The organism is Cereibacter ovatus (assembly GCF_900207575.1).
GTDB lineage: Bacteria > Pseudomonadota > Alphaproteobacteria > Rhodobacterales > Rhodobacteraceae > Cereibacter_A > Cereibacter_A ovatus.
This window is the reverse complement of record NZ_OAOQ01000001.1, coordinates 104,297-126,778: the sequence shown is the minus strand read 5'-3', so window position 1 is coordinate 126,778 and position 22,482 is coordinate 104,297. Positions and strand designations below refer to the sequence as shown.

The 22,482-nt window shown below is 68.1% G+C and carries 22 protein-coding genes; 16 read left to right on the top strand and 6 right to left on the bottom strand.

What is annotated here, in order from left to right:
• From CRO07_RS00555 to gatC, 3 genes are read right to left on the bottom strand one after another with little or no spacing between them, the layout of a single operon-like run.
• Entirely contained in the window at positions 1-756 is a 756-nt protein-coding gene (locus CRO07_RS00555; RefSeq protein ID WP_097029025.1) for a hypothetical protein, read from the bottom strand.
• 34 nt (positions 757-790) lie between these two features.
• A complete protein-coding gene (gene gatA, locus CRO07_RS00550; RefSeq protein WP_097028744.1) occupies positions 791-2,266 on the bottom strand; it encodes an Asp-tRNA(Asn)/Glu-tRNA(Gln) amidotransferase subunit GatA in 1,476 nt (491 codons plus the stop codon).
• Complete coding sequence (gene gatC / locus CRO07_RS00545; protein WP_097029024.1) at positions 2,263-2,550, bottom strand: Asp-tRNA(Asn)/Glu-tRNA(Gln) amidotransferase subunit GatC; 288 nt, start codon at positions 2,548-2,550, stop codon at positions 2,263-2,265. The genes gatA and gatC overlap by 4 nt, the downstream gene beginning before the upstream one ends.
• 147 nt (positions 2,551-2,697) lie before the next feature.
• Here gatC and CRO07_RS00540 point away from each other — a divergent pair, with 147 nt between their 5' ends.
• Positions 2,698-3,399, top strand: a complete 702-nt coding sequence (locus tag CRO07_RS00540; protein ID WP_097028743.1) for a metal-dependent hydrolase — start codon at positions 2,698-2,700, stop codon at positions 3,397-3,399.
• Here the strand turns inward: CRO07_RS00540 and CRO07_RS00535 are convergent.
• Complete coding sequence (locus CRO07_RS00535; protein ID WP_097028742.1) at positions 3,396-3,845, bottom strand: nucleoside deaminase; 450 nt, start codon at positions 3,843-3,845, stop codon at positions 3,396-3,398. The genes CRO07_RS00540 and CRO07_RS00535 overlap by 4 nt on opposite strands.
• Before the next feature lie 183 nt (positions 3,846-4,028).
• On the opposite strand from CRO07_RS00535, the gene CRO07_RS00530 reads away from it, so the two are divergent.
• From CRO07_RS00530 to dtd, 10 genes are all read left to right on the top strand, one after another.
• A complete protein-coding gene (locus CRO07_RS00530; protein WP_097028741.1) occupies positions 4,029-5,198 on the top strand; it encodes a pseudouridine synthase in 1,170 nt (389 codons plus the stop codon).
• A 312-nt stretch (positions 5,199-5,510) separates the two neighbouring features.
• On the top strand, positions 5,511-6,413 hold the full coding sequence (locus CRO07_RS00520) for a 5-bromo-4-chloroindolyl phosphate hydrolysis family protein (protein ID WP_097028739.1): 903 nt from the start codon (positions 5,511-5,513) through the stop codon (positions 6,411-6,413).
• A 163-nt stretch (positions 6,414-6,576) separates the two neighbouring features.
• Positions 6,577-7,767 (top strand): toxic anion resistance protein, encoded by a 1,191-nt coding sequence (locus tag CRO07_RS00515; protein ID WP_097028738.1) that lies wholly within the window; start codon positions 6,577-6,579, stop codon positions 7,765-7,767.
• Positions 7,768-7,779: 12 nt separating this feature from the next.
• Positions 7,780-8,745 (top strand): DUF2927 domain-containing protein, encoded by a 966-nt coding sequence (locus CRO07_RS00510; protein WP_097028737.1) that lies wholly within the window; start codon positions 7,780-7,782, stop codon positions 8,743-8,745.
• A gap of 18 nt (positions 8,746-8,763) precedes the next feature.
• Positions 8,764-9,870 (top strand): SPFH domain-containing protein, encoded by a 1,107-nt coding sequence (locus tag CRO07_RS00505; protein WP_097028736.1) that lies wholly within the window; start codon positions 8,764-8,766, stop codon positions 9,868-9,870.
• A 2-nt stretch (positions 9,871-9,872) separates the two neighbouring features.
• Complete coding sequence (locus CRO07_RS00500; RefSeq protein WP_097028735.1) at positions 9,873-10,970, top strand: primosomal protein N' (replication factor Y) - superfamily II helicase; 1,098 nt, start codon at positions 9,873-9,875, stop codon at positions 10,968-10,970.
• The gene (locus tag CRO07_RS00495) at positions 10,971-11,408 is read left to right on the top strand and encodes a YqaA family protein (protein WP_097028734.1); all 438 of its coding nucleotides are present in this window, start codon (positions 10,971-10,973) and stop codon (positions 11,406-11,408) included. It begins immediately after the preceding gene.
• Between the two features lie 51 nt (positions 11,409-11,459).
• Complete coding sequence (locus CRO07_RS00490; RefSeq protein WP_097028733.1) at positions 11,460-12,419, top strand: phosphoribosylaminoimidazolesuccinocarboxamide synthase; 960 nt, start codon at positions 11,460-11,462, stop codon at positions 12,417-12,419.
• A 13-nt stretch (positions 12,420-12,432) separates the two neighbouring features.
• Positions 12,433-13,353, top strand: coding sequence for a carbohydrate kinase family protein (locus tag CRO07_RS00485; protein ID WP_097028732.1), 921 nt, complete (start codon positions 12,433-12,435; stop codon positions 13,351-13,353).
• Entirely contained in the window at positions 13,353-13,790 is a 438-nt protein-coding gene (gene dtd, locus CRO07_RS00480) for a D-aminoacyl-tRNA deacylase (protein ID WP_097028731.1), read from the top strand. Before CRO07_RS00485 ends, dtd begins: the two co-directional genes overlap by 1 nt.
• A gap of 151 nt (positions 13,791-13,941) precedes the next feature.
• Here the strand turns inward: dtd and CRO07_RS00475 are convergent, their stop codons facing one another.
• The gene (locus CRO07_RS00475) at positions 13,942-15,831 is read right to left on the bottom strand and encodes an acyl-CoA synthetase (RefSeq protein ID WP_097028730.1); all 1,890 of its coding nucleotides are present in this window, start codon (positions 15,829-15,831) and stop codon (positions 13,942-13,944) included.
• Between the two features lie 118 nt (positions 15,832-15,949).
• Positions 15,950-17,737 (bottom strand): ABC transporter transmembrane domain-containing protein, encoded by a 1,788-nt coding sequence (locus CRO07_RS00470; protein ID WP_176504453.1) that lies wholly within the window; start codon positions 17,735-17,737, stop codon positions 15,950-15,952.
• 124 nt (positions 17,738-17,861) lie between these two features.
• On the opposite strand from CRO07_RS00470, the gene CRO07_RS00465 reads away from it, so the two are divergent.
• Genes CRO07_RS00465 through CRO07_RS00445 form a run of 5 tightly spaced genes read left to right on the top strand, consistent with a single transcriptional unit; the run spans position 17,862 to position 22,466 of the window.
• Positions 17,862-18,686: an alpha/beta fold hydrolase gene (locus CRO07_RS00465; protein ID WP_097028728.1), complete on the top strand. Its 825-nt coding sequence runs from the start codon at positions 17,862-17,864 to the stop codon at positions 18,684-18,686.
• Positions 18,683-19,660 (top strand): threonine ammonia-lyase, encoded by a 978-nt coding sequence (locus CRO07_RS00460; protein WP_097028727.1) that lies wholly within the window; start codon positions 18,683-18,685, stop codon positions 19,658-19,660. Before CRO07_RS00465 ends, CRO07_RS00460 begins: the two co-directional genes overlap by 4 nt.
• 48 nt (positions 19,661-19,708) lie before the next feature.
• Complete coding sequence (gene pcaD, locus CRO07_RS00455) at positions 19,709-20,497, top strand: 3-oxoadipate enol-lactonase (protein ID WP_097028726.1); 789 nt, start codon at positions 19,709-19,711, stop codon at positions 20,495-20,497.
• Positions 20,490-21,227 carry an alpha/beta fold hydrolase gene (locus CRO07_RS00450; RefSeq protein WP_097028725.1) on the top strand — a complete coding sequence of 246 codons (738 nt, stop codon included), beginning with the start codon at positions 20,490-20,492 and terminating at the stop codon, positions 21,225-21,227. Before pcaD ends, CRO07_RS00450 begins: the two co-directional genes overlap by 8 nt.
• A gap of 30 nt (positions 21,228-21,257) precedes the next feature.
• Positions 21,258-22,466, top strand: coding sequence for a TCR/Tet family MFS transporter (locus CRO07_RS00445; RefSeq protein WP_097028724.1), 1,209 nt, complete (start codon positions 21,258-21,260; stop codon positions 22,464-22,466).
• Positions 22,467-22,482: the final 16 nt, after the last annotated feature.

The window sequence follows — 22,482 nt, the reverse complement described above, 5'->3', positions numbered from 1 at the left end:
TCAGCGGACGGCGCGGAACGGCCGCGGATCCCAGCCGCAGGCAAAGCCGTCGCCATCCGGGTCCAGCCCCTTGCGGTCGCGATCCGGGCCGCCGGCGGCCAGAAACGCCTGTTGCGCCAGATCGGGAGAGCCATATTGCGCACAGACCGACGCCGGATCCTTCAGCCGCAGGGACGAGCGTTTGAACATCTGCGTCCCCGGCATATGGCTGGTGGACAGCGCGAATTGCACGATGTTCGGCCCCTCGTCGCCGTGACGCTGCGGCAGCGGCTGCGGCGGGATCACGGTGTAATTGGCGCGGTTCTGCGCGATCAGTTCGGCATCGCTTTCGCGGGTGCGCCGGGCCGAGACGGCATTGAAATCGTTCTCATCCGAGATGCTGGCATGGCCGCCGACGATCACCGCCACTTCCCCGGACTGTGCCTGAATCCCGGCAGGCTCGTTGCCGCGCGGGCGCGTTGCCGGCAGGTTCGGATCGGTCGCGGCATAAAGCGACGGCCCGGCAACGACCGGCGCCGAGGGCCCTGCCTCGGCCGCATCGATGGCCGAGCCGATGATCTCGGTCGAGAACTGCGGCGCCACCGCGGCCTGCGCCATCGGCGGGGCCGGCGGCAGGGCACCCCCGGCGCCCGCAAGTTCGGCCTCGCGACGGTTCATGTAGCTGGAATAGCTCTCGAATCCCACGCCCTGATCGGGCACCGCCGGCTGGCAGGCGGCAGTGGCAAGAACAAGCAGCAGACCGGCAGGAACGCGCATCACTTCAATCCCGAAAGGCATGGACAGGGCGCCCTTACCACCATTTCTGCGGCTTGGCCACAAAGCCCGCCGCCCGTTCAAGCACATGGGCGTGATTCAGCAGACCCGCCTCGTCCCAGGGCCGCCCGATCAGTTGCAGCCCCATCGGCAGCCCCTTGGCATCCAGCGCCACCGGAACCGACACCCCCGGCAGACCGGCCAGGTTCACCGTCACGGTAAAGACGTCGTTCAGATACATCTCGACCGGGTCGGCACTGGCCATCTCGCCCAGCCCAAAGGCCGAGGACGGCGTGGCAGGTGTCAGGATCGCGTCGATCCCGTCCGCAAACACAAGATCGAAGTCGCGCTTGATCAGCGCCCGCACGCGGCGCGCACGGTTGTAATAGGCGTCATAGAACCCCGCCGACAGCACATAGGTGCCGATCATCACCCGGCGCTGGACTTCCTTGCCAAAGCCTTCGGCGCGGGTCTTTTCATACATGTCGACGATGCCATCGCCCTGCCCCAGCTTGGCCCGGTGGCCATAGCGCACACCATCATACCGCGCGAGGTTCGACGACGCTTCCGCCGGCGCAATGACATAATAGGCCGGCAGCGCGTATTTCGTATGCGGCAGGCTGATGTCGACGATCTCGGCGCCGGCATCCTTCAGCATCTCGGCGCCACGGGTCCACAGCGCCTCGATCTCGGCCGGCATGCCGTCCATGCGGTATTCGCGCGGAATACCGATCTTCCGGCCCCGGATGTCGCCGGTCAGCGCGGCTTCGAAATCCGGCACTGCAAGGTCGGCGCTGGTCGAATCCTTCGGGTCATGCCCCGACATCGCCCCCAGCATGATCGCGGCATCGCGCACCGTCTTGGTCATCGGTCCGGCCTGATCCAGCGACGAGGCAAAGGCCACCACGCCCCAGCGCGACACCCGGCCATAGGTCGGCTTGATCCCCACGATGCCGGTGAAAGCCGCAGGCTGCCGGATCGAGCCGCCGGTATCCGTCCCCGTCGCGCCCAGACACAGATCCGCCGCCACCGCCGCGGCGGAACCGCCCGACGAGCCCCCCGGCGTCAGCTTGCGGTCATCAACCTTCCAAGGGTTCACCGCATCGCCATAGCACGAGGTCTCGTTCGACGAACCCATGGCGAATTCGTCCATGTTCAGCTTGCCAAGCATCACCGCACCCGCCCCGAACAGCTTTGCGGTCACGGTCGATTCATACTCGGGCCGGAACCCTTTCAGGATGTTCGAGGCCGCCTGCGACGGCACACCCTTGGTGCAGAACAGATCCTTGATCCCCAGCGGGATGCCGTTCAGCGCCGGCGCATCGGCGCCCCGCCGGCCATCGGCCGCCCGCGCCTGCTCCAACGCGATATCCGGCGTCAGATGCACAAAGGCATTCAGCGGCGTGCCGGCATCCATCGCGGCCAGACAGGCCATGGTCAGATCGACCGCCGACAGCTCACCCTTCGCCAGCGCGTCGCGCGCCCCGGCAATCGTCAGTTCGTTCGCGTTCATTCCACCACCTTCGGCACGGCGAAAAAGCCCTCGCGCGCGTCGGGCGCGTTGGACAGCACCTGCTGTTGCATGTTGCCATCCGTCACCACGTCCTCGCGGCGCTTCAGCCGCATCGGCGTGACGCTGGTCATCGGCTCGATGCCCGTCACATCCACTTCGTTCAACTGCTCCATGAAGGACAGGATGCCCGAAAGTTCGCCCGCCAGCGCCGGCAGGTCCGCCTCATCCACGCGGATCCGCGCGAGATGCGCCACCCGCCGCGCGGTCTCGATGTCGATCGACATGGTCTTCTCCGCTTGCCGTTTCGCCCCGTTTAACGAGGCCGCCCTGCCGCTGCAAGCCGCCAGCGCCCCGGCGGCGCCAACACCCATTTCCTTGCGGCCGAAGTGCCATAAACTGCACCACACCCGAAACCGTCACCCGGAGCTTCCATGAAGATCACCTGGCTTGGCCATTCCGGCTTCCGCATCCAGATCGAACAGGCGGTGCTGCTCGTCGACCCCTGGCTGACAGGCAACCCGATGTTCCCCGCCGATCGCCGCCCCGAGGCGATCTCCGGCGCCACCCACATCCTTCTCACCCACGGCCACGGCGACCATTCCGGCGACACACTCGCCATCGCGCGCGATCTCGCGATCCCGGTCGTCGGCATCTACGATCTGGTGACCTGGTGGCAACAGGCCCACGGCATCGACGGCCTGGGCTTCAACAAGGGCGGCACCGTCACCCTCGGCGGGGCGAAAATCACGATGGTGAACGCCAGCCACTCCTCCTCGATCGCGGACAAGGCCGGCCCGATCTACACCGGAACCGAATCAGGCTACATGATCGCGGGCGAGGGCCACACGATCTATCTGTCGGGCGATACTGACATCATGGCCGACATGGGCTGGATGGGCGAATACCACCGCCCCGATATCGGCATCCTTGCCGCGGGAGGCCATTTCACCATGGACATGCGGCGCGCAGCCTTCGCGGCCCGAAAGTACTTCAACTTCCGAACCGTGATCCCCTGCCACTACCGCACCTTCCCGCTGCTCGAACAGGATGCCCAGCCCCTCCGCGACGGCCTTCCCGGAACCGAGATCATCGAACCCGAAGTCCTGACCCCGATCGAGATCGCCCCCCGCTAACGCCGGGCGGCAAAAAACCCGCGCAACAGCGCCGCAGCCTCGGCCTCGCCGATCCCGTCATAAACCTCGGGCACATGATGACACTGGGGGTGCGAAAAGACCCGCGCCCCCCGCTCCACCCCCCCCGACTTCGGATCCGAGGCGCCATAATAAAGCCGCGCCACCCGCGCCGCCGCAATCGCGGCCGCACACATCGGACAGGGCTCCAGCGTCACATAAAGATCGCACCCCACCAGCCGCTCGCCCAGAACCGCGCAGGCCGCACGGATCGCCAGCATCTCGGCATGGGCCGTCGGATCGCGCCACTCTCGACAACGGTTCCCCGCCCGCGCCAGCACGCGCCCCCCCGCATCCACGACAACAGCCCCTACCGGAACCTCACCGCGCGCTCCGGCCGCCCGCGCCTCGGCCAGCGCCTCCGCCATATGATTGCGAAACAACCCCATCCCCCCTCCTGCCCCGGCACGTCCCCCCGCGCAAGCGCCGCGTCCGGGCGGACAACCCACACATCCCTTCGCAAGCGCCGCGCCTTGCCCTTTCATTCTGGCACAAATATCCTCAGGGGGTCCGGGGGCGGAAGGCCCCCGGGGGTTCCGCCTTTCGGAACGCCCTCAATCCGGGACCCCTCCATGACCGATACCAAAGACGGCGAGCGCATCGCCAAGGTTCTCTCCCGCGCGGGCATCGCCTCGCGCCGGGATGCCGAACGGATGATCGAACTCGGCCGCATCGCGGTCAACGGGCGCACCATCGACAGTCCGGCGCTGAACGTGACCCCCGCCGACCGCATCACCGTCGACGGCCAACCGCTCGCCCCGCCCGAACCGGCCCGGCTCTGGCTCTACTACAAGCCCGAGGGGCTGGTGACCTCGGCCTCGGACGAAAAGGGCCGCGATACCGTGTTCGACCACCTGCCCGAAGGGCTGCCCCGCGTCATGCCGGTGGGCCGGCTCGACCTCAACTCCGAAGGGCTCTTGCTCTTGACCAACGATGGCGAGCTGAAGCGGCGGCTGGAACTGCCCTCGACCGGCTGGCTGCGCAAGTATCGCGTCCGGGTGAAGGGCAACCCCACCGACCCCGACCTCGAGCCGCTGCGCAAGGGCATCACCTTGGACGGCGAGAATTTCCAGCCGATGACGGTGACCCTCGACCGCGTTCAGGGCGCCAATGCCTGGCTGACCGTCGGCCTGCGCGAGGGCCGCAACCGCGAGATCCGCCGCGCGATGTCGGCCATCGGCCTGACGGTGAACCGGCTGATCCGCATCAGCTATGGCCCGTTCCGCCTGAACGAGCTTCAGCCCGGCGAGGTCGAGGAAATCCGCCCCCGCGTCCTGCGCGACCAGTTGGGCGAGGCGACCACCCCCGAGCCGCGCCCCGACACCCGGAAAGGTGACGCAGGCAAGACCGGCACCGCGGCAAAGACCGGCCGCCGCCCCACCGCCGCGCCCAAAGGCGCAAGGCCCCCGCGTGCCGCACTGCCAGAAACGGCCATCGACGCCGCCCCACGCGCCCGCGACAAGGGCCGCCCCGTCAAGGCGGCAACCCCAACAGGCGGCAAAGCCGGCGCGACACCCGGTGCGCGTCCGCCACGCCCGCAGGGGGGCGGCGGCGCCAGCAAGACGGCGGGCCCGACGGCCGGCAAAGCCGGCGCGGCACCCGGCGCACGTCCGCCACGCCCACAGGGGGGCGGCGGCGCCGGAAAGACGGCACCGGGCGCGCGGGCACCCTCGGGCCGGGGCGCGGGGACGGCACCGGGCCCGCGCAAGACGCCCCCCAAAGGCGGGCCGCGCGGGCGCTGAAACCCGCCGGGGCAATGACGGCCAAGGCCCCGCACGACAGCCGGAAGGCAGGCTGCACGGGCGCTGAAGCCTCCGGGGCAAAATGACGGACAAGGCCCCGCGCGACAGCCGAAAGGCGGGCCGCGTGGGCGCTGAAACCACCCGGATCTCGGCCGTTTCACTGGCAACAGGCGCATCACGCGCCTATATTGACCGGGCACGACAACCGGAAGGGGCACCACCCATGAGCGTGAAAAGCCTGCGGACACTCGCCTTTCTGCTGCTTCTGGGCCTGACCTTCTATGTCGCCGCACAAGGGGGGGGGGGCGCCTGATGGCCGAACGGTTCGGCGGGCGCTTCAGCCCGGCCAACGCGCGCCCGACCGATCCGGCGCCCTCGGGTGGGCCGGCCACCCAGCGCGGCAGCATCCACCCGTGGGACCGCAAGCGCCGCAGCCGTGCCGGCGGGCGGTCGAATATCCTGTTCTTCCTGCCCTTCCTGTTTGTCGCCAACGCTTTGCTTGGTCCGCCCTCGGGCGTGATCCCCGGCTTTGTGGCCTTCGGCGCGCTGCTTCTGTCGGCCTGGTTGACGCGCGAAGGCATCCGCGCCGAAGAAGCCTTTGACGCCCGCCCGATCGCCCGCCGCCCGGCGATCCCGCGCAAGATCCTGGCCTCTGTCCTGACCGGCGCAGGGCTGTTTGCCGGCGGGCTGATGGGCGATGCCGGGCCGATCCTTGCCGCCGGCTGGGGGGCACTGGGCGCGGGTCTGCACCTGCTGGCCTTCGGCCCCGATCCGCTGAAGGACAAGCTGCCCGACGGCGTCGACGGCTTCCAAAGCGACCGCGTCGCCCGCGCCGTGGCCGAGGCCGAGACCCACCTGACCGCAATGCGCGAGACGGTGGCGCGGCTGCGCGACCCGGCACTGTCGCGGCGGGTGGACGCCTTCTCGGCCACCGCACGCGACCTGTTCCGCAGCGTCGAGGCCGATCCGGGCGACCTGACGGCCGCGCGACGCTATCTGTCGGTCTATCTGATGGGCGCCCGTGACGCGACGGCGAAGTTCACCGACATCTACGACCGCGGCCGCGACCCGCAGGTGCGCGCCGATTACGAGGCCCTGCTTGACGATCTGGGCACCCGCTTTGCCGACCGCACCCGCAAGCTGCTGACCAACGACCGCACCGCACTGGATATCGAGATCGAGGTTCTGCGCGACCGTCTGGCGCGCGAAACCTGACCGATCCCGCCGCCGACTGCGGCAGGACTGCAACCCATGCGCGCCTTGGACGTCCCGCCCTGCGGCGCATGATTGAGAAGCGCCCCGGGCGCTTCTATACCAAAGGCAGACGCCGGACGCGGCGTGGCCGGATGACCTCCATTCAGCCCAAAGGGATTTTGCCATGACCGACAGCATCCGTCGCGAAGCCGCCCAGACCCTGCCCGAAGTCCAGGAAGTCACCGGCACCACCCTGCCCGCCCCCATGCCCGAAATCACGCCGCTGGCCTCGGCCCCGCCCGCCAAGGCCGAGGAAATCCGCCGCCGCATGGCGCAACTTGATCTGGCCGACACCCAGTCGATCATCGCCTTCGGCTCGTCCGCGCAGGCGGAACTTCAGACCATCAGCCAGCAGATGCTGGCCGATGTGAAGAACAAGGATGTCGGACCCGCCGGCGATTCGCTGCGCGAGGTCGTCTCGACCATCCGCGGCTTCTCGGTCTCGGAGCTTGACGTGCGGCGCAAGGCAAGCTGGTGGGAACGCCTGATGGGCCGCGCCGCGCCCTTTGCCCGGTTCGTCGCCCGGTTCGAAGAGATCCAGTCGCAGATCGACCGCATCACCGCCGATCTTCTCAGCCACGAACACAAGCTGCTGAAAGACATCAAGGCGCTTGACCTGCTTTATGCCCGCACGCTGGATTTCTATGACGAACTGGCGCTTTACATCGCGGCGGGCGACGCGATGCTGGCCGATCTGGACAGCCGGGTGATCCCGGCCAAGGAAGCCGAGGTCGCCGCCACCCCCGAAGCCGACCGGATGCTGAAAGCGCAGGAACTGCGCGACCTGCGGGCCGCGCGCGACGATCTGGAACGCCGGGTGCATGACCTGAAACTGACACGGCAGGTCACGATGCAGTCGCTGCCCTCGATCCGGCTGGTGCAGGAAAACGACAAGGCGCTGGTCACACGGATCAACTCGACGATGGTGAACACCGTGCCGCTGTGGGAAACGCAGCTGGCGCAGGCCGTCACCATCCAACGCTCGCGCGAGGCGGCCGAGGCGGTGCGCGGCGCGACCGACCTGACCAACGATCTGCTCACTGCCAATGCCGAGAACCTTCAGCAGGCCAACAGGATCGTCCGGCAGGAAATGGAACGCGGCGTCTTCGACATCGAGGCGGTGAAACAGGCCAATGCCACGCTGATCGCCACGATCAACGAAAGCCTTGCCATCGCTGACGAAGGCCGCGCCCGTCGTGCCGCCGCCGAAGTCGAACTGAAACGGATGGAGGCCGAACTGCGCGAAACGCTTGCCGCGGCCCGCGCCCGGCGCACCGGCACGGGCGACACCACCGGCACCGCCGTCCGACCCTGAGGAAAGGCCATCATGCACCGGGGTCCGCGCCTCACTGATCGTCTGAAGCGCGGCCTTGCACTGGCCGCCTGTGCGGCGCTGACCGCCTGCACCCCCCCGCCCGCGCCCGACACGCGAGCGGGGCTTGCCCCGCGGCCGCGTCCCGACGACCTGCAAGGGCCCGTGGCCGAAAGCCCCGAGGCGCAGGCGATGCGGGCCTATTACGCCCGGATTCAGGCCGACCTTCTGGCGCAGGGCCTGTTGCGCACCGACGGCGGCGGCCGCGACACACCGTTCAACGACCGGATGCTGACCGAAAACTTCATCCGCATCGCGCTTTACGACGAATATGCCCGCGGCAACGGCGGCTTTTCCCAACGCGAGACCGAAAGCCGGCTGCGTCGCTGGGCGGGGCCGGTGCGGGTGGGGCTGAGCTTTGGCCCCTCGGTCCCTCTGGAACGGCGCGAAACCGACCGGGCGCGCGTGGCCTCGTATCTCGGGCGGCTGGCTGCGATCACCGGCCATCCGGTCGCGCTGTCGGATACCTCGCCCAACTTCTTCCTGCATATCGTCGCCGAGGACGAACGTCGCACGCTGGCCCCCGCCATCGGCGCGGCGCTTCCGGGCCTGTCGCCGGCCGAGATCGCCGGCATCACCGACATGCCTCGGTCGACCTATTGCCTTGTCTATGCGCTGTCCGACGATGCCACCAGCATCTACACCCGCGCCTTCGCGGTGATCCGGGCCGAACATCCCGACCTTCTGCGCCTGTCCTGCCTGCACGAGGAACTGGCGCAGGGGCTGGGGCTGGCCAATGACAGCCCCTCGGCGCGGCCCTCGATCTTCAACGACGACGAGGAATTCGCGCTGCTGACCCGGCAGGACGAATTGATGCTGAAAATGCTGTATGATCCCCGCCTTCGTCCCGGCATGACCGTCGAGGAAGCGCGCCCGATCGTGCAGACCATCGCCTACGAACTTGTCGGCGGCGAAAGCTGAACCAGAGGGAGACCCCCGATGCCGATCTTCGATTTCCTCGGCGGCGAGTTCATCGACGTCATCCATTGGGTCGATGACACCCGCGACACGATGGTCTGGCGCTTTGAGCGGCACGGCCATGCGATCAAATACGGCGCCAAGCTGACCGTGCGCGAAGGGCAGTCCGCGGTCTTCATCCACGAAGGCCAGCTGGCCGATGTGTTCGGCCCCGGCCTTTACATGCTGGAAACCAACAACCTTCCCGTGCTGACCACACTGCAACACTGGGACCACGGCTTCCGCTCGCCCTTCAAGTCCGAGGTCTATTTCGTCGCCACCACCCGCTTCAACGATCTGAAATGGGGGACGAAGAACCCGATCATCTGCCGCGATGCCGAATTTGGCCCGGTGCGCCTGCGCGCCTTCGGCACCTATTCGATGCGCGTGACCGATCCCGGCCGCTTCATGACCGAGATCGTCGGCACCGATGGCGAATTCACCTCGGACGAGATCAGCTTCCAGATCCGCAACGTGATCGTGCAGGAAATGACCCGCGTGTTGGCGGGGTCCGGCATCCCGGTGCTGGACATGGCCGCCAACACCGCCGATCTGGGCCGGATGGTGGCCGAGGCGATCGCGCCCACGGTGGCGGCCTATGGCCTTGCGATCCCTGAACTTTACATCGAAAACATCTCGCTTCCCGAAGAGGTCGAGAAGGCGCTGGACAAACGGACATCGATGGGAATCGTGGGCGATCTGCACCGCTATACCCAGTTCAGCGCCGCCGAGGCGCTGGCCGCGCCAGAAGGGGCCGCGGGTTCGGGCCTTGCGGCCGGAATGGGGGCGGCGATGGGGCTGGGCATGGCGCAACGGATGCAGGGGCCGTGGGGGGCGGCCCCGGCGGCCGCACCGCCACCGCCACCACCGCTGCCCCCGGCCGGGGTTGCATGGCATGTGGCCGCGAACGGTGCCCCGGAAGGGCCACTGACAGAGGCCGATCTGGCCCGCCGCGTCGCCGCCGGGCAGCTTCGGCGCGACACGCTGGTGTGGTCGGCCGGCATGGCGGGCTGGACCCCCGCATCCGAGGTTCCGGCACTGGCCGCGCTGTTTGCCCCCCTGCCGCCACCGCTGCCGCCGGGGGCCTGACCTTGTCCGAGATCCGGCACTGGCCCTGCGACGCCTGCGGCGCCGACCTTCGCTTCGCCCCCGGCCAGAGCCATCTGGCCTGCGATCATTGCGGCCATGAGCAGGCGATCCCCGACGCCAGCCCCGGCCACCCGCAGGCCTTGGGCGAATTGCCGTTGCGCCCGGCGCTGACAGGCGCCCTGCCGGCCGCCGCGGCCGAACAGATCCGCACCACGCCCTGCCCGTCCTGCGGCGCACTGGTCGAGTTCCGCGACGCCACCCATGCCACGCGCTGCCCGTTCTGCGACACGCCCGTGGTGGCCGGCACCGGGGAAAGCCGGCTGATCAAGCCGCAGGCGGTGATCCCGTTCCGCCTGACCGAACGCGAGGCCCGCGCGGCAATGGTGGGCTGGCTGGGCCGGCTGTGGTTCGCGCCGAACGGACTGCGCGCCTATGCCCGCAAGGGCCGCGCGCTGACCGGGATCTATGTCCCCTACTGGACGTTCGACACCGCCACCCGCAGCCGCTATTCCGGCCAGCGGGGCGATGCCTATTACACCAGCCGCACCGTGACGGTGATGGTTGACGGCAAGCCACACCAGCGCACCGAACAGGTCCGCCACATCCGCTGGACTTCGGTTTCGGGCCGCGTCGCACGGGCGTTCAATGACGTGCTGGTGATGGCCTCGGCCAGTCTGCCGCGCAGCTATACCGAGGCGCTGGCGCCGTGGGATCTGTCAGCACTGGCCCCCTATCGCGCCGATTTCCTTGCCGGATTCGCGGCCGAAGGCTACACCGTCGGCCTTGCCGAAGGCTGGGGACGCGCAAAAGAGGTCATGGCGCAGACGATCCGGGGCGACGTGGCCCGCGACATCGGCGGCGATGAACAGCGCATCACGGCGATCGACACCGACTGGTCGGATGAGACGTTCAAACACATCCTCTTGCCGGTCTGGACTGCCGCCTACCGCTACAACGGCAAAAGCTACCGCTTTGTGGTGAACGGCCAGACCGGCCGCGTGCAGGGCGAACGGCCGTGGTCGGTCTGGAAGATCGCCTTTGCCGTGGTTCTGGCGCTGCTGCTGGCGGCCGCCGCGGCCTATGTCGCGCAGGGCCGCTGAGTGGCCGATCCCGCCACGCTTGCGCTTTTGGCCGCCAGTGCCTTCACCTCGGCCACGCTGCTGCCGGGCTCGTCCGAGGCGCTGCTCTTGGCGCAACTGACCACGGGCCATGCCGCGGCGCCACTGGTGGCGGTGGCGGCGGCGGCGAACCTTGCCGGCTCTTTGGTGAACTGGGCGCTGGGGCGGTTCCTGATGCGCTGGCGCGATCGGCGCTGGTTTCCGGTCTCGGCCGGGGCGCTGGAAAGGGCGGAACGCTGGTATCGCCGCCATGGCCTGTGGTCACTGCTGCTGGCATGGGTGCCGGTGGTGGGCGATCCGCTGACAGTGGCGGCAGGCGCGCTGCGGGTGGGGTTCTGGCCGTTCCTGATCCTTGTGGGCATCGGCAAGGCCGGGCGCTACGCCGCACTTGCGGCGGGGTTCCACACGCTCGCCGGTTGACAGACCCGCCCCCCGGCCCGATAGAACCCGCACCTGTCAGCGGAGCCCCCGATGCCCGACCTTTCCCGCATTCTTCCCGATGCGCATATCCCCGAACTTCCGAACCCCTATTACGGCAAGGTCCGCGATTGCTATGACCTGCCCGACGGGCGGCGTATCCTGATCTCGTCCGACCGGATCTCGGCCTTTGACCGTATCCTGGCCGCAATCCCATGGAAGGGACAGGTGCTGACCCAGACCGCCCGCTTCTGGTTCGACGCGACGGCCGACATCTGCCCGAACCATGTGCTGGCCTATCCCGACCCGAATGTGGTGATCGGCAAGCGGCTGACGATCCTGCCGGTCGAGGTCGTGGTGCGCGGCTATCTGGCCGGCACCACCGGCACCTCGGTCCTGACGCTTTACAAGCAGGGCCAGCGCGAGATGTATGGCCACCGCCTGCCCGACGGGCTGCGCGACAACGAAGCCCTGCCGCAGCCGATCATCACCCCCACCTCGAAAGCCTTCGACGGCGGCCATGACGAGCCGCTGACCGCACAGGAGATCGTGACACAGGGCCTGCTGACACAGGCGCAATGGGACGAGGTGTCCGCCAAGGCGCTGGCGCTTTTTGCCCGCGGCCAGCAGATGGCGGCCGAACGCGGCCTGATCCTTGTCGACACCAAATACGAATTCGGCACTGACGAGGCCGGAAACATCCTGATCGCGGATGAAATCCACACCCCCGATTCCAGCCGCTACTGGATCGCCTCGGGGTATGACCAGGCGTTCCGCGATGGCACACGCCCGCCATCCTTCGATAAGGACGTGATCCGCGCCTGGGTCGCGTCGCGCTGCGACCCCTACCACGACGACATCCCCGAGATCCCGCCCGAGATGATCGCCCAAACCTCGGCCGTCTATATCGAAGCCTACGAAACCATCACCGGCCGCCGCTTCGAACCCGACCTGTCGGGCGAAACGCCGCTGGCGCGGGTGCGTGCCAACCTCGCCCCCTATTTCACCCGCTGACCCGGAGACCGCGATGATCCTCTGCTGCGGCGAAGCCCTGATCGACATGCTGCCCCGCGAAAGCACGGCGGGCGAACATGCCTTCGCGCCCTATGCGGGCGGCGCGGTGTTCAACACCGCCATCGCGCTGGGGCGGATAGGGGCGCCGGCGGGCTTCTTCTCGGGCATCTCGACCGACCTGTTCGGCACGCAACTGGCCGATACGCTGACCGCAAGCCAGGTCGATACCACGCTCTGCGCCCGCTCGGACCGCCCCACCACACTGGCCTTCGTCCGGCTGGTGAACGGTCAGGCCACCTATGCCTTCTATGACGAGAACACCGCCGGCCGCCTGCTGTCGACGGCCGACCTGCCCGCGCTGCCCGATCAGATCACGACCCTGTTCTTCGGCGGCATCTCGCTGGTGAACGAACCGGCAGCCGCCAGCTATGAAGCCCTGATGACACGCGAGGCTCCGCGCCGCGTCATGATGATCGACCCCAACATCCGCCCCGGCTTCATCCGCGACGAAGCCACCTACCGTGCCCGGATCGGCCGGATGATCGCGCTGGCCGATATCGTGAAACTGTCAGACGAAGACCTGCACTGGCTGGAAGGCAAGGGCGAGGCGACAGCCCTCGCCCGCACGATCCTCGCCCGCGGGCCAAAACTCGTGTTCATCACCGAAGGCGCGAAAGGCGCCCGCGCGATCACCGCCACGCATGACCGCTTCTGCGCCACCACCCCGGTCGAGGTGGCCGATACCGTGGGCGCAGGCGACACCTTCAACGCCGGCGTCCTCGCCGCCCTGCACGAAACCGGCGCCCTGTCCAAAGCCGCCGTCGCCACCCTGCCGCCCGAAACCCTCGACACCGCCCTCTCGCTCGGCACCCGCGCCGCCGCGATCACCGTCTCGCGCCCCGGCGCCAACCCGCCCTGGGCGGACGAACTCTGATGCGCGCCCTTGTCCAGCGCGTCAGCCAGGCTTCGGTCAGCGTCGACGGCGAAACCCTGGGCCAAATCGGCCCCGGCCTCGTGATCCTCGTCTGCGCCATGCAGGGCGACAGCGAACCACATGCCGACACGCTGGCCACAAAGATCGCAAAACTGCGCATCTTCAAGGACGAGAACGGCAAGATGAACCGCTCGCTGACCGACATCGGCGGCACCGCCCTCATCGTCAGCCAGTTCACACTGGCCGCCGACACCAGCCGCGGCAACCGCCCCGGCTTCTCGACCGCCGCCCCGCCAGACGAAGGCGAACGGCTCTACCACCACTTCACCACCCGAATGCAGAGCCACGGCATCCCCACCGCCAACGGCCGCTTCGGCGCCGACATGCAGGTCAGCCTCGTGAACGACGGCCCGGTGACGATCTGGCTCGAAAGCTGACCCACCAGACCACGCGGCCGCACCCCCTCATTCTGGCTCAAGTCTCCCCGGGGGCGCGCCGGCCGTGACATGACCCGTCATCTCAATGCCCCCTTCATTCTGGCTGAAATATCCTCGGGGGTGCGGGGGCAGACAGCCCCCGCTGCAACGCTCACACCCAGTCCCACGGCCGGGTATATTCCCCCAGCACATGGGCCAGCTTCTCCTCGTCGACCTGCCCCACCCGCTCCAGCCGCGCCACAAGGCCACGCGTGCGGTCCTCGACCACATCGACCACCCGCGCCTCGATCCCGGCCTCCTCCAGCGCGCGGTCATAGACCCGCGCAATGGCGCGGCGGCGCAGGTCGGGCTTGAACACCTTGCCCACCGCGGTCTTGGGCAGTTCCGGCAGGATCTCGACATGCTTGGGCACCGCCGCGCGTTCGTGGATACGGGCGCGGGCATGGTCCAGCAATTCGGCCGGCGTGACCTCAGCCCCCTGCACCAGTTCCACATAGGCGCAGGGCAGTTCGCCAGCGAAAGCGTCGGGCTGGCCGATGGCGCCAACGAAGCTGACCGCCGGATGGCTCATCAGCGCATCCTCGATCTCGGCGGGATCGATGTTATGGCCGCCCCGGATGATCAGATCCTTGGCCCGCCCGGTGATGAACAGGTAGCCCTCGGCATCGATCCGCCCCAGATCGCCCGTTCGCAGATAGCGATCCTCGGCGAACAGGCCATGGTTCTTGTCCTCTTCGGTATAGGTCGAGCCCTCGAACACCCCCGGATTGGCCACGCAGATCTCGCCCACCTCATCCACGCCACATTCCCGCGTCACCTGCCCCGCGCCGTTGGAATGCAGGATGCGGACATGGGTATGGGGAAACGGCAGCCCGACCGATCCGATCTTTTTCGCGCCGTCGGGCGGATTGACCGACACAAGACAGGTGCATTCCGTCAGCCCATAGCCCTCGACGATCTGCACCCCTGTCGCTTTCTCGAAGCGGTTGAACAACTCTACCGGCAGCGGGGCCGAGCCCGAAAACGCCCCGCGCAGCGAACTGACATCGGCATCCAGCGGCCGCTGCATCAGTGCCGCCAGCGCCGTCGGCACCGTCACCAGATAGGTGCAACGCCAGCGTTCGATCAGCTTCCACAGATTGTCGAACACCCCCTCGCCGCGGTAACCCGCAGGCGTCGGAAACACCACATGCGAGCCCGATGCGATCATCGACATCAGGATCGGATAGGCCGCAAAGACATGGAACAGCGGCAACGGACACATCACCGTATCGGTGGGCTGGAACAGCAGCCGCTTGCCGCACCAGCCGTTGTAGACCATCCCCGACACCTTGTGCTGGGCGACCTTCGGCATCCCCGTGGTGCCCCCGGTATGGAAGAACGCCGCCACGCGATCCTCCTCGGGGTCAGGAAAGCCCAGCCGTTCGGGCTGTTTCGCGATCTCGGCAGCAAAGGACAGCACACGGGCGCTGTGGCGCACCGGGTTCTTCGGCCGGATCAGCGGCACGATCAGGCTTTTCGGCGGCCCGAGATAGCGCAGCAGATCCACCTCGAGCACGGTTTTCACCGAAGGCGCATTGCACAGCGCCAAGGACACCTTCTGCGCCACATCGGTCTTGGGGAAGGCGCGCAGCGTCACCACCACCTTCGCCCGCGTCTCGCGCAGGATGGCGGCGATCTGGTCAGCCTCCAGCAAGGGGTTGATCGGATTCACGATCCCCGCCACCGCACCGCCCAGAAGCGTCACCACCGTCTCGGTCGTATTCGGCAGCACAAAGGCCACCACATCCCGCGGCCCGACGCCAAGGCTGCGAAACAGATTCGCGGCCTGTGTCACCTTGCGGTGCAGATCGCCCCATGTCAGCGTCTCGGCCCGGCTTTTCGGCGCCGACAGCAACTGGAACGTGACCGCGGGCCGATCGCCATGGGCTGCGGCGGCGCGGTCCAGAAAACGGTGCATGGTGCGCGCAACGTCAAGTTCCGCCCATGCGCCTTCGGCCTCGATCGCGCGCAGATCGGCGGCGTTGGCAAAGCTACCCATCTTTCCTCCTCCCGGCCCACGTTTGCCGGGGGCCCCTTATTTGGGAAAACGATGGTCGCTTTTGTCGCGGACAGCAAGCCGGCCCGCCGCAACAAACGCAACGTCAGGACCGATCCGATCAGATCTGCCCGTCGGTGAACTGAAGCCGCGCAAGCCGCGCATAAAGCCCACCCTCGGCCACCAGCGCCTCATGGGTGCCGGTGGCGACGATCCGCCCCTGATCGAACACCACGATCCGGTCGGCGCGCTTTACCGTGGCCAGCCGGTGCGCCACCACCAGCGTGGTGCGGTGATGCGCCATCGCCTCGACCGCGGTCTGCACCGCACGTTCGCTTTCCGCATCCAGCGCCGAGGTCGCCTCGTCCAGCAGCAGGATCTTGGCATCGCGCAGGATCGCACGGGCCAGTGCCACGCGCTGCTTCTGCCCGCCCGACAGCATCACGCCGCGTTCGCCCACATAGGTGTCATAGCCCTGCGGCAGCACGCTCAGGAAATCATGCGCGGCGGCGGCACGGGCGGCCTGTTCCACCTCGGCATCGGTTGCATCAGGCCGGCCGAAGCGGATGTTTTCCCGCGCCGAGGTCGCGAAGATCACCGGGTCTTGCGGCACCAGTGCGATGGCATGGCGAAAGTCGTCGCGCGTCATGTCGCGCAGGTCAATGCCATCGATCTTCACCGCGCCATGCTGCGGATCGTAGAACCGCAGCAGCAGCTGAAGGATCGTGGTCTTGCCCGCGCCCGAAGGCCCGACCAGCGCCACCGTCTCGCCGGGCCGCACCACCAGATCCACCCCGTCCAGCGCCGAAACCTCGGGGCGGGCGGGATAGCGGAAGCGCACGTCCTGAAACGCGATCTCGCCCTTGACGGGCCGCGGCAGCGCCACGGGGCGGGCCGGGTCGCGCACCGGATCGTCAGCCGTCAGCAATTCGTTCAGCCGTTCGGTCGCACCGGCGGCACGTTGAAGCTCGCTCCAGATTTCCGACAGGGCGCCGACCGATCCCGCGACCATCACGGCATAGATCAGGAACTGCACCATCTCGCCCGGCGTCATGTCGCCGGCGCGCACGTCGCGCGCGCCCACCCACAGCACGCCCACGATGCCGGTGAACACCAGAAAGATCACGATCACCGTCATGATCGCCCGCGTCCCGATCCGTTCCTTGGCCGACAGGAACGACCGTTCGGTGACATCGCCAAAGCGCGCCCGCGACTGGCTTTCGTGGGTGAAGGCCTGCACCGTCTGCACCGACAGCAGCGCCTCGGAGGCGTCGCCCGAACTTTGCGCGATCCAGTCCTGATTCTCGCGCGACAGCCGGCGCAGCTTGCGCCCAAGGATCACGATCGGCACCACCACCATCGGCACGATCAAAAGCACAAGCCCCGTCAGCTTGGTCGAGGTGACCAGCAACAGCACCAAGCCGCCAATCAGGATGAGAAGATTTCGCAACGCCACCGAGATCGACGAGCCGATCACCGACAGGATCAGCGTGGTGTCCGTGGTCAGCCGCGACAGCACCTCGCCGGTCATGACGCGTTCGAAGAAGGCGGGGCTCATCCCCATCATCCGGTCGAACAGCGCGCGGCGGATGTCGGCCACCACCCTTTCGCCCAGACGGGTCACAAGGTAGTAGCGAAGCCCGGTTCCCAGCGCCAACGCCGCGGCGATGATCAGCGCGGCGGCGAAATATTCGTCCAGAAGGGCCGCGTTGTTCTCCATGAAGCCGTCGACCACCCGGCGGACCGTCACCGGCAGGATCAGACTGATGACCGCCGTCAGCACCAGCGCCCCCAGCGCACCCAGCGTCATCAACCGATAGGGCTTCAGAAACGGCACAAGGCCCCGCAGCGCGCCCATCTGTCTCGATTTGGGACGATCCTCCAGCTGGGTCGTGGGTTTTCGTGCCATGCGTCCCGTCCTCCTGTTGGTCGGGCGAGGTTTAGGGCGTGACTGCCCGCCCGGCAAGCGCGGGCTTTAACGTTTCGCAAAGCTGTGCAACGCTCGCGCCGCGCACAGCCCGATACGAGGCCCCATGCCACAGTTCTTCACCGCCAGCGACGGCGCCCGCCTTGCCTTCACCGACGAAGGCGCGGGCCTGCCGCTGCTTTGCCTGCCGGGGCTGACCCGCACCGGCGGCGATTTCGATTATGTTGCGCCGCATCTGGCCGGCGTGCGGCTGATCCGGCCCGATTATCGCGGCCGTGGCGCCTCGGACTGGACGGGGGCGGCCAGCTACACCGTCCCGCAAGAGGCGCGCGATGCGCTGGACCTTCTGGACCATCTGGGGGTGGGCAGGGCCGCGATCCTTGGCACCTCGCGCGGGGGGCTGATCGGGATGATGCTGGCCGCGGTGGCCCATGACCGGGTGGCGGGGCTGTGTCTGAACGATGTCGGCCCCGAAATCCACCGCCCGGGGCTTGAGCGAATCTTTGACTATGTCGGCCGCAATCCCACCGCGCGCACGCATCGGGAACTGGCCACCGCCCTGCCCCGGCTGATGACCGGCTTTGCCGATGTGCCGACCGACCGCTGGCTGGCCGAGGCGCGGCTGCATTACCACGAGACGCCCGAGGGCCTGCGCATCACCTATGATCCCGCCCTGCGCGGGGCCTTCCTTGCCGCGTTTCAGGGCAAACCTGTGGACCTCTGGCCGCTGTTCGATGCCTGCGCGGACCTGCCGCTGGCCTTGATCCGGGGGGCCAGTTCGGACCTGTTGTCAGAGGAAACCGCCGCCGAGATGCGCCGCCGCCGCCCCGACATGGTCTTTGCCGACGTGCCGGGCCGCGCCCATATCCCGTTTCTGGACGAACCCGAAAGCCTTGTCGCGATCCGCGACTGGCTGGGGCGGCTGGCATGACCGATATCGCGATGATCCGGGCCGCGGCGGCGCGGCTTCAGGGCCATGTGCGGCGGACACCGCTGCTGTCCTCGGTGTTTCTGGACCGGATCGCCGGACGTCGGGTGCTGGTCAAGGCCGAGTGCCTTCAGCACACCGGCTCGTTCAAGGCGCGCGGCGCGTGGTCGGCCCTGTCGGCGCTGGACCCCGCGACACGGGCGCGGGGGGTGATCGCCTATTCCTCGGGCAATCATGCGCAAGGGGTGGCCCATGCCGCCGGTCTGCATGGCGTGCCCGCGGTGATCGTGATGCCCGCCGACGCGCCAAGGCTGAAGATCGACAATACCCGCGCACTGGGGGCAAGCGTGGTGCTTTATGACCGCATGACCGAGGACCGCGACGCGATCGGCGCGGCGCTTGCCGCCGAACGCGGCCTGACGCTGATCCGGCCGTTCGACGATCCGCTGGTGATCGCCGGTCAGGGCACCGTGGGGCTGGAGATCGCCGAACAGGCCGCAGAGCAGGGCGTGACCCGCGCGGATGTGCTGGTCTGTTGCGGCGGCGGCGGGCTGAGTGCAGGCGTGGCGCTGGCACTTGAGGCGACAGCCCCCGGCCTGCGCGTGCGCACCGCGGAACCCGACGGGTTCGACGACACCGCCCAGAGCCTTGCCGCCGGGCAGATCCTGCGAAACCCGGCGCTGTCGGGGTCGATCTGCGATGCCATCGTGACGCCAGAGCCGGGACGCCTGACCTTCCCGATCCTGTCGCGGCTGTGCGGCCCGGGCCTTGCCGTCAGCGACGACGAGGCGATGGCGGCGATGGCGCTGGCCTTCCTGCGGCTGAAGATCGTGCTGGAACCGGGCGGCGCGGTGGCGCTGGCGGCGGCGCTGTTCCGCCCCGATGCGTTTCAGGACGAGGCGGTGATCTGCGTCGCCTCGGGCGGGAATGTCGATCCACAGCTGTTCGCACAGGCGCTGGCCCGGCTTGCCCCATGACCACCCGCACCCCCTGCCATTCACGCTTCGCGAACGGAAGGCCATGACATGCCAGACAAGGATTTCGGCGATCTGCGCATCCACTACCTCGACGAAGGCGATCCGGCCGGGGCGCCGGTGGTCTTTGCCCATGCGCTGGGATCGGATCTGCGGATCTGGGATGCGGTGATCCCGCTTCTGCCGCAGGGCTTGCGCCTTGTGCGCTACGACCTGCGCGGTCACGGGCAATCCACTGTGCCAGAGCCGCCCTATGCGATGGGGGCGCTGATCCGCGATGCGGAACGGCTGATGGATGCGCTGGCCCTGCACGAGGCGGTGTTTGTCGGCTGCTCGCTGGGGGGGATGATCGCGCAGGGGCTGGCGGTCAAGCGGCTGGATCTGATCCGCGGGCTGGTGCTGTGTGGCACCGCGGCCAAGATCGCCACCGCCGAGATCTGGCAGGACCGCATCGATCAGGTGCGCAGCTATGGCCTTGAATCGCTGGCCGATGCCACGATGCAACGCTGGTTTCCGCCCGCGGTCCGTGCCGCCCCCAAGGGCCAGCTTTGGCGCGAACGCTTTGTCGCGGGCGATCCCGAGGGCTATGCCGGCTGCGCGGCGGCGCTTGCGGGCACCGATTTCTACACCCCCACATCGGGTCTGACGCTGCCCACGCTGGCCATTGCCGGAACCGAGGACGGCACCACGCCCCCCGATCTGGTGCGCGAGACCGCGGCCCTGATCAAGGGCAGCCGGTTCCAGATGATCCGGGGCGCGGGCCATGTGACCGCCATCGACAAACCGGCCGAGACCGCGGCCGCGATAACCGCCTTTCTGGAACAGATCGGCCATGTCTGACTTTCTGCTGATCCATGGATCGTGCCACGGCGCATGGTGCTGGCGCGACGTGATCCCCCATCTTCAGGCCGCCGGGCACCGCGCCCGCGCGATCGACCTGCCCTCGCATGGCGCGGACCCGACACCGATTTCAGACGTGACGCTGGACCTTTATGCCCGCGCGATCCTTGCCGCGATCGAGACGCCGGTGACGCTGGTAGGCCATTCGATGGCGGGCTATCCGATCTCGGCCGCGGCCGAGACGGCGCCGGACAGGATCGCCCGGCTGGTCTATCTTTGCGCCTATGCGCCGAAAGACGGGCTGTCGCTGGCCGAGATGCGCCGCGCCGGCCCCGGCCAGCCGCTGCGCGATGCGATCCGTGTGGCGCCCGACCGGCAAAGCTTTACCTTCGATCCGGCCCTGACCGACGACCGGCTGTATCACGACTGCCCCCCCGAGGCCCGCGCCTTCGCCGCCACCCGGCTGGGGCCACAGCCGATCCTGCCGCAGGAACAGCCCATCACCCTGACCGACCGCTATCGATCGGTCCCGCGGCACTACATCCGCTGCCTGCAAGATCGCGCGATCCCGCCCGACTATCAGCAGACCATGACCGAAGGCTGGTCTGAGGGCACCGTCAGCACCCTTGACGCCTCGCATTCGCCATTCTTCGCCTGCCCCGAGACCTTGGCAAAACGTCTCATCGCGGTGGCGGCAAATCCGCTTTCCTGCGCCCCGGCGCGCGGCTAGGGTCCGCGCGTCTCTTGACGCGGACCCCATATGACGAACCCACGGCTTGCCCTTGCCTTCATCCTGATCACCGTCACGCTGGACGCCATCGGCATCGGGCTGATCTTTCCCGTCCTGCCCGAGCTGATCCTTGAGGTGACGGGCCGCCCCCTGTCCGAGGCGGCGATCTGGGGCGGGCTGCTGTCGGCCTCGTTCGCGGTCATGCAGTTCCTGTTCGGGCCCACCATCGGAAGCCTGTCCGACCGCTTCGGGCGCCGGCCGATCCTGCTGGGCTCGCTGGTCATCATGTCGGGCACTTACCTTGCCATGGCGCTGGCGCCGACAATCTGGATGCTGCTGGCGGCGCGGATCGTGGCAGGCATCGTCTCGGCCACTTATGCCACGGCATCAGCCTTCATCGCCGACGTGACCCCGCCCGAGGACCGCGCCAAACGGTTCGCGCTGATCGGGGCGGGCTTTGGCATCGGCTTCGTGCTGGGGCCGGCGATGGGGGGGCTGCTGGCGGGTCTGGACATCCGCGCGCCGTTCCATGCCGCGGCGCTGATGGCGGTGTTGAACCTGACGCTGGGCTGGTTCATCCTGCCCGAGACGGTGACGGATGCCACGCGCCGCACCTTTTCGCTGCGTCGCGCCAATCCCCTTGGCGCGTTCCGGGCGGTGGCACATCTGCCGGGGCTGCGCCGGTCGCTGCTGGTGTTCCTGATCCTTGGCATTGCGATGAACGTCTATCCGGCGGTCTGGGCCTGGTATGGCCATGCCCGCTTCGACTGGAGCGCCACGATGATCGGCGCCTCGCTTGCGCTTTACGGCATCAGCTTTGCGGTGGGTCAGGTGGCCCTGGTCGGCCCGGCGATCCGGCGCTTTGGCGAACATCGCACCGCCTTCTGGGGGATCTGGGTCGATATCACCACGCTGGCGGGATTTGCCTTCCTGACCTCGGGACTGGGGGCGCTGCTGTTGATCCCGGTCACCGCATTGGGGGGCGTGGTCACGCCGGCGCTTCAATCCATCCTGTCGCGCGGCACCACGCCGGATGCGCAAGGAGAGCTTCAGGGCCTGCTGGCGTCATTGAACGCGATCGCGATGATCGTCTCGCCGCTGATGATGACGGCAACCTTCCGGCTGTTCACCCATGAGGGCGCCGCGGTCCAGTTCCCCGGTGCGCCGTTCCTTCTGGCCTCGGCGCTGATGGTGGGCGCGCTTGTGCTGCATCTGGGCGGGCGGCGCACCAACGCCTGACAGGGCCGCGCGCGGG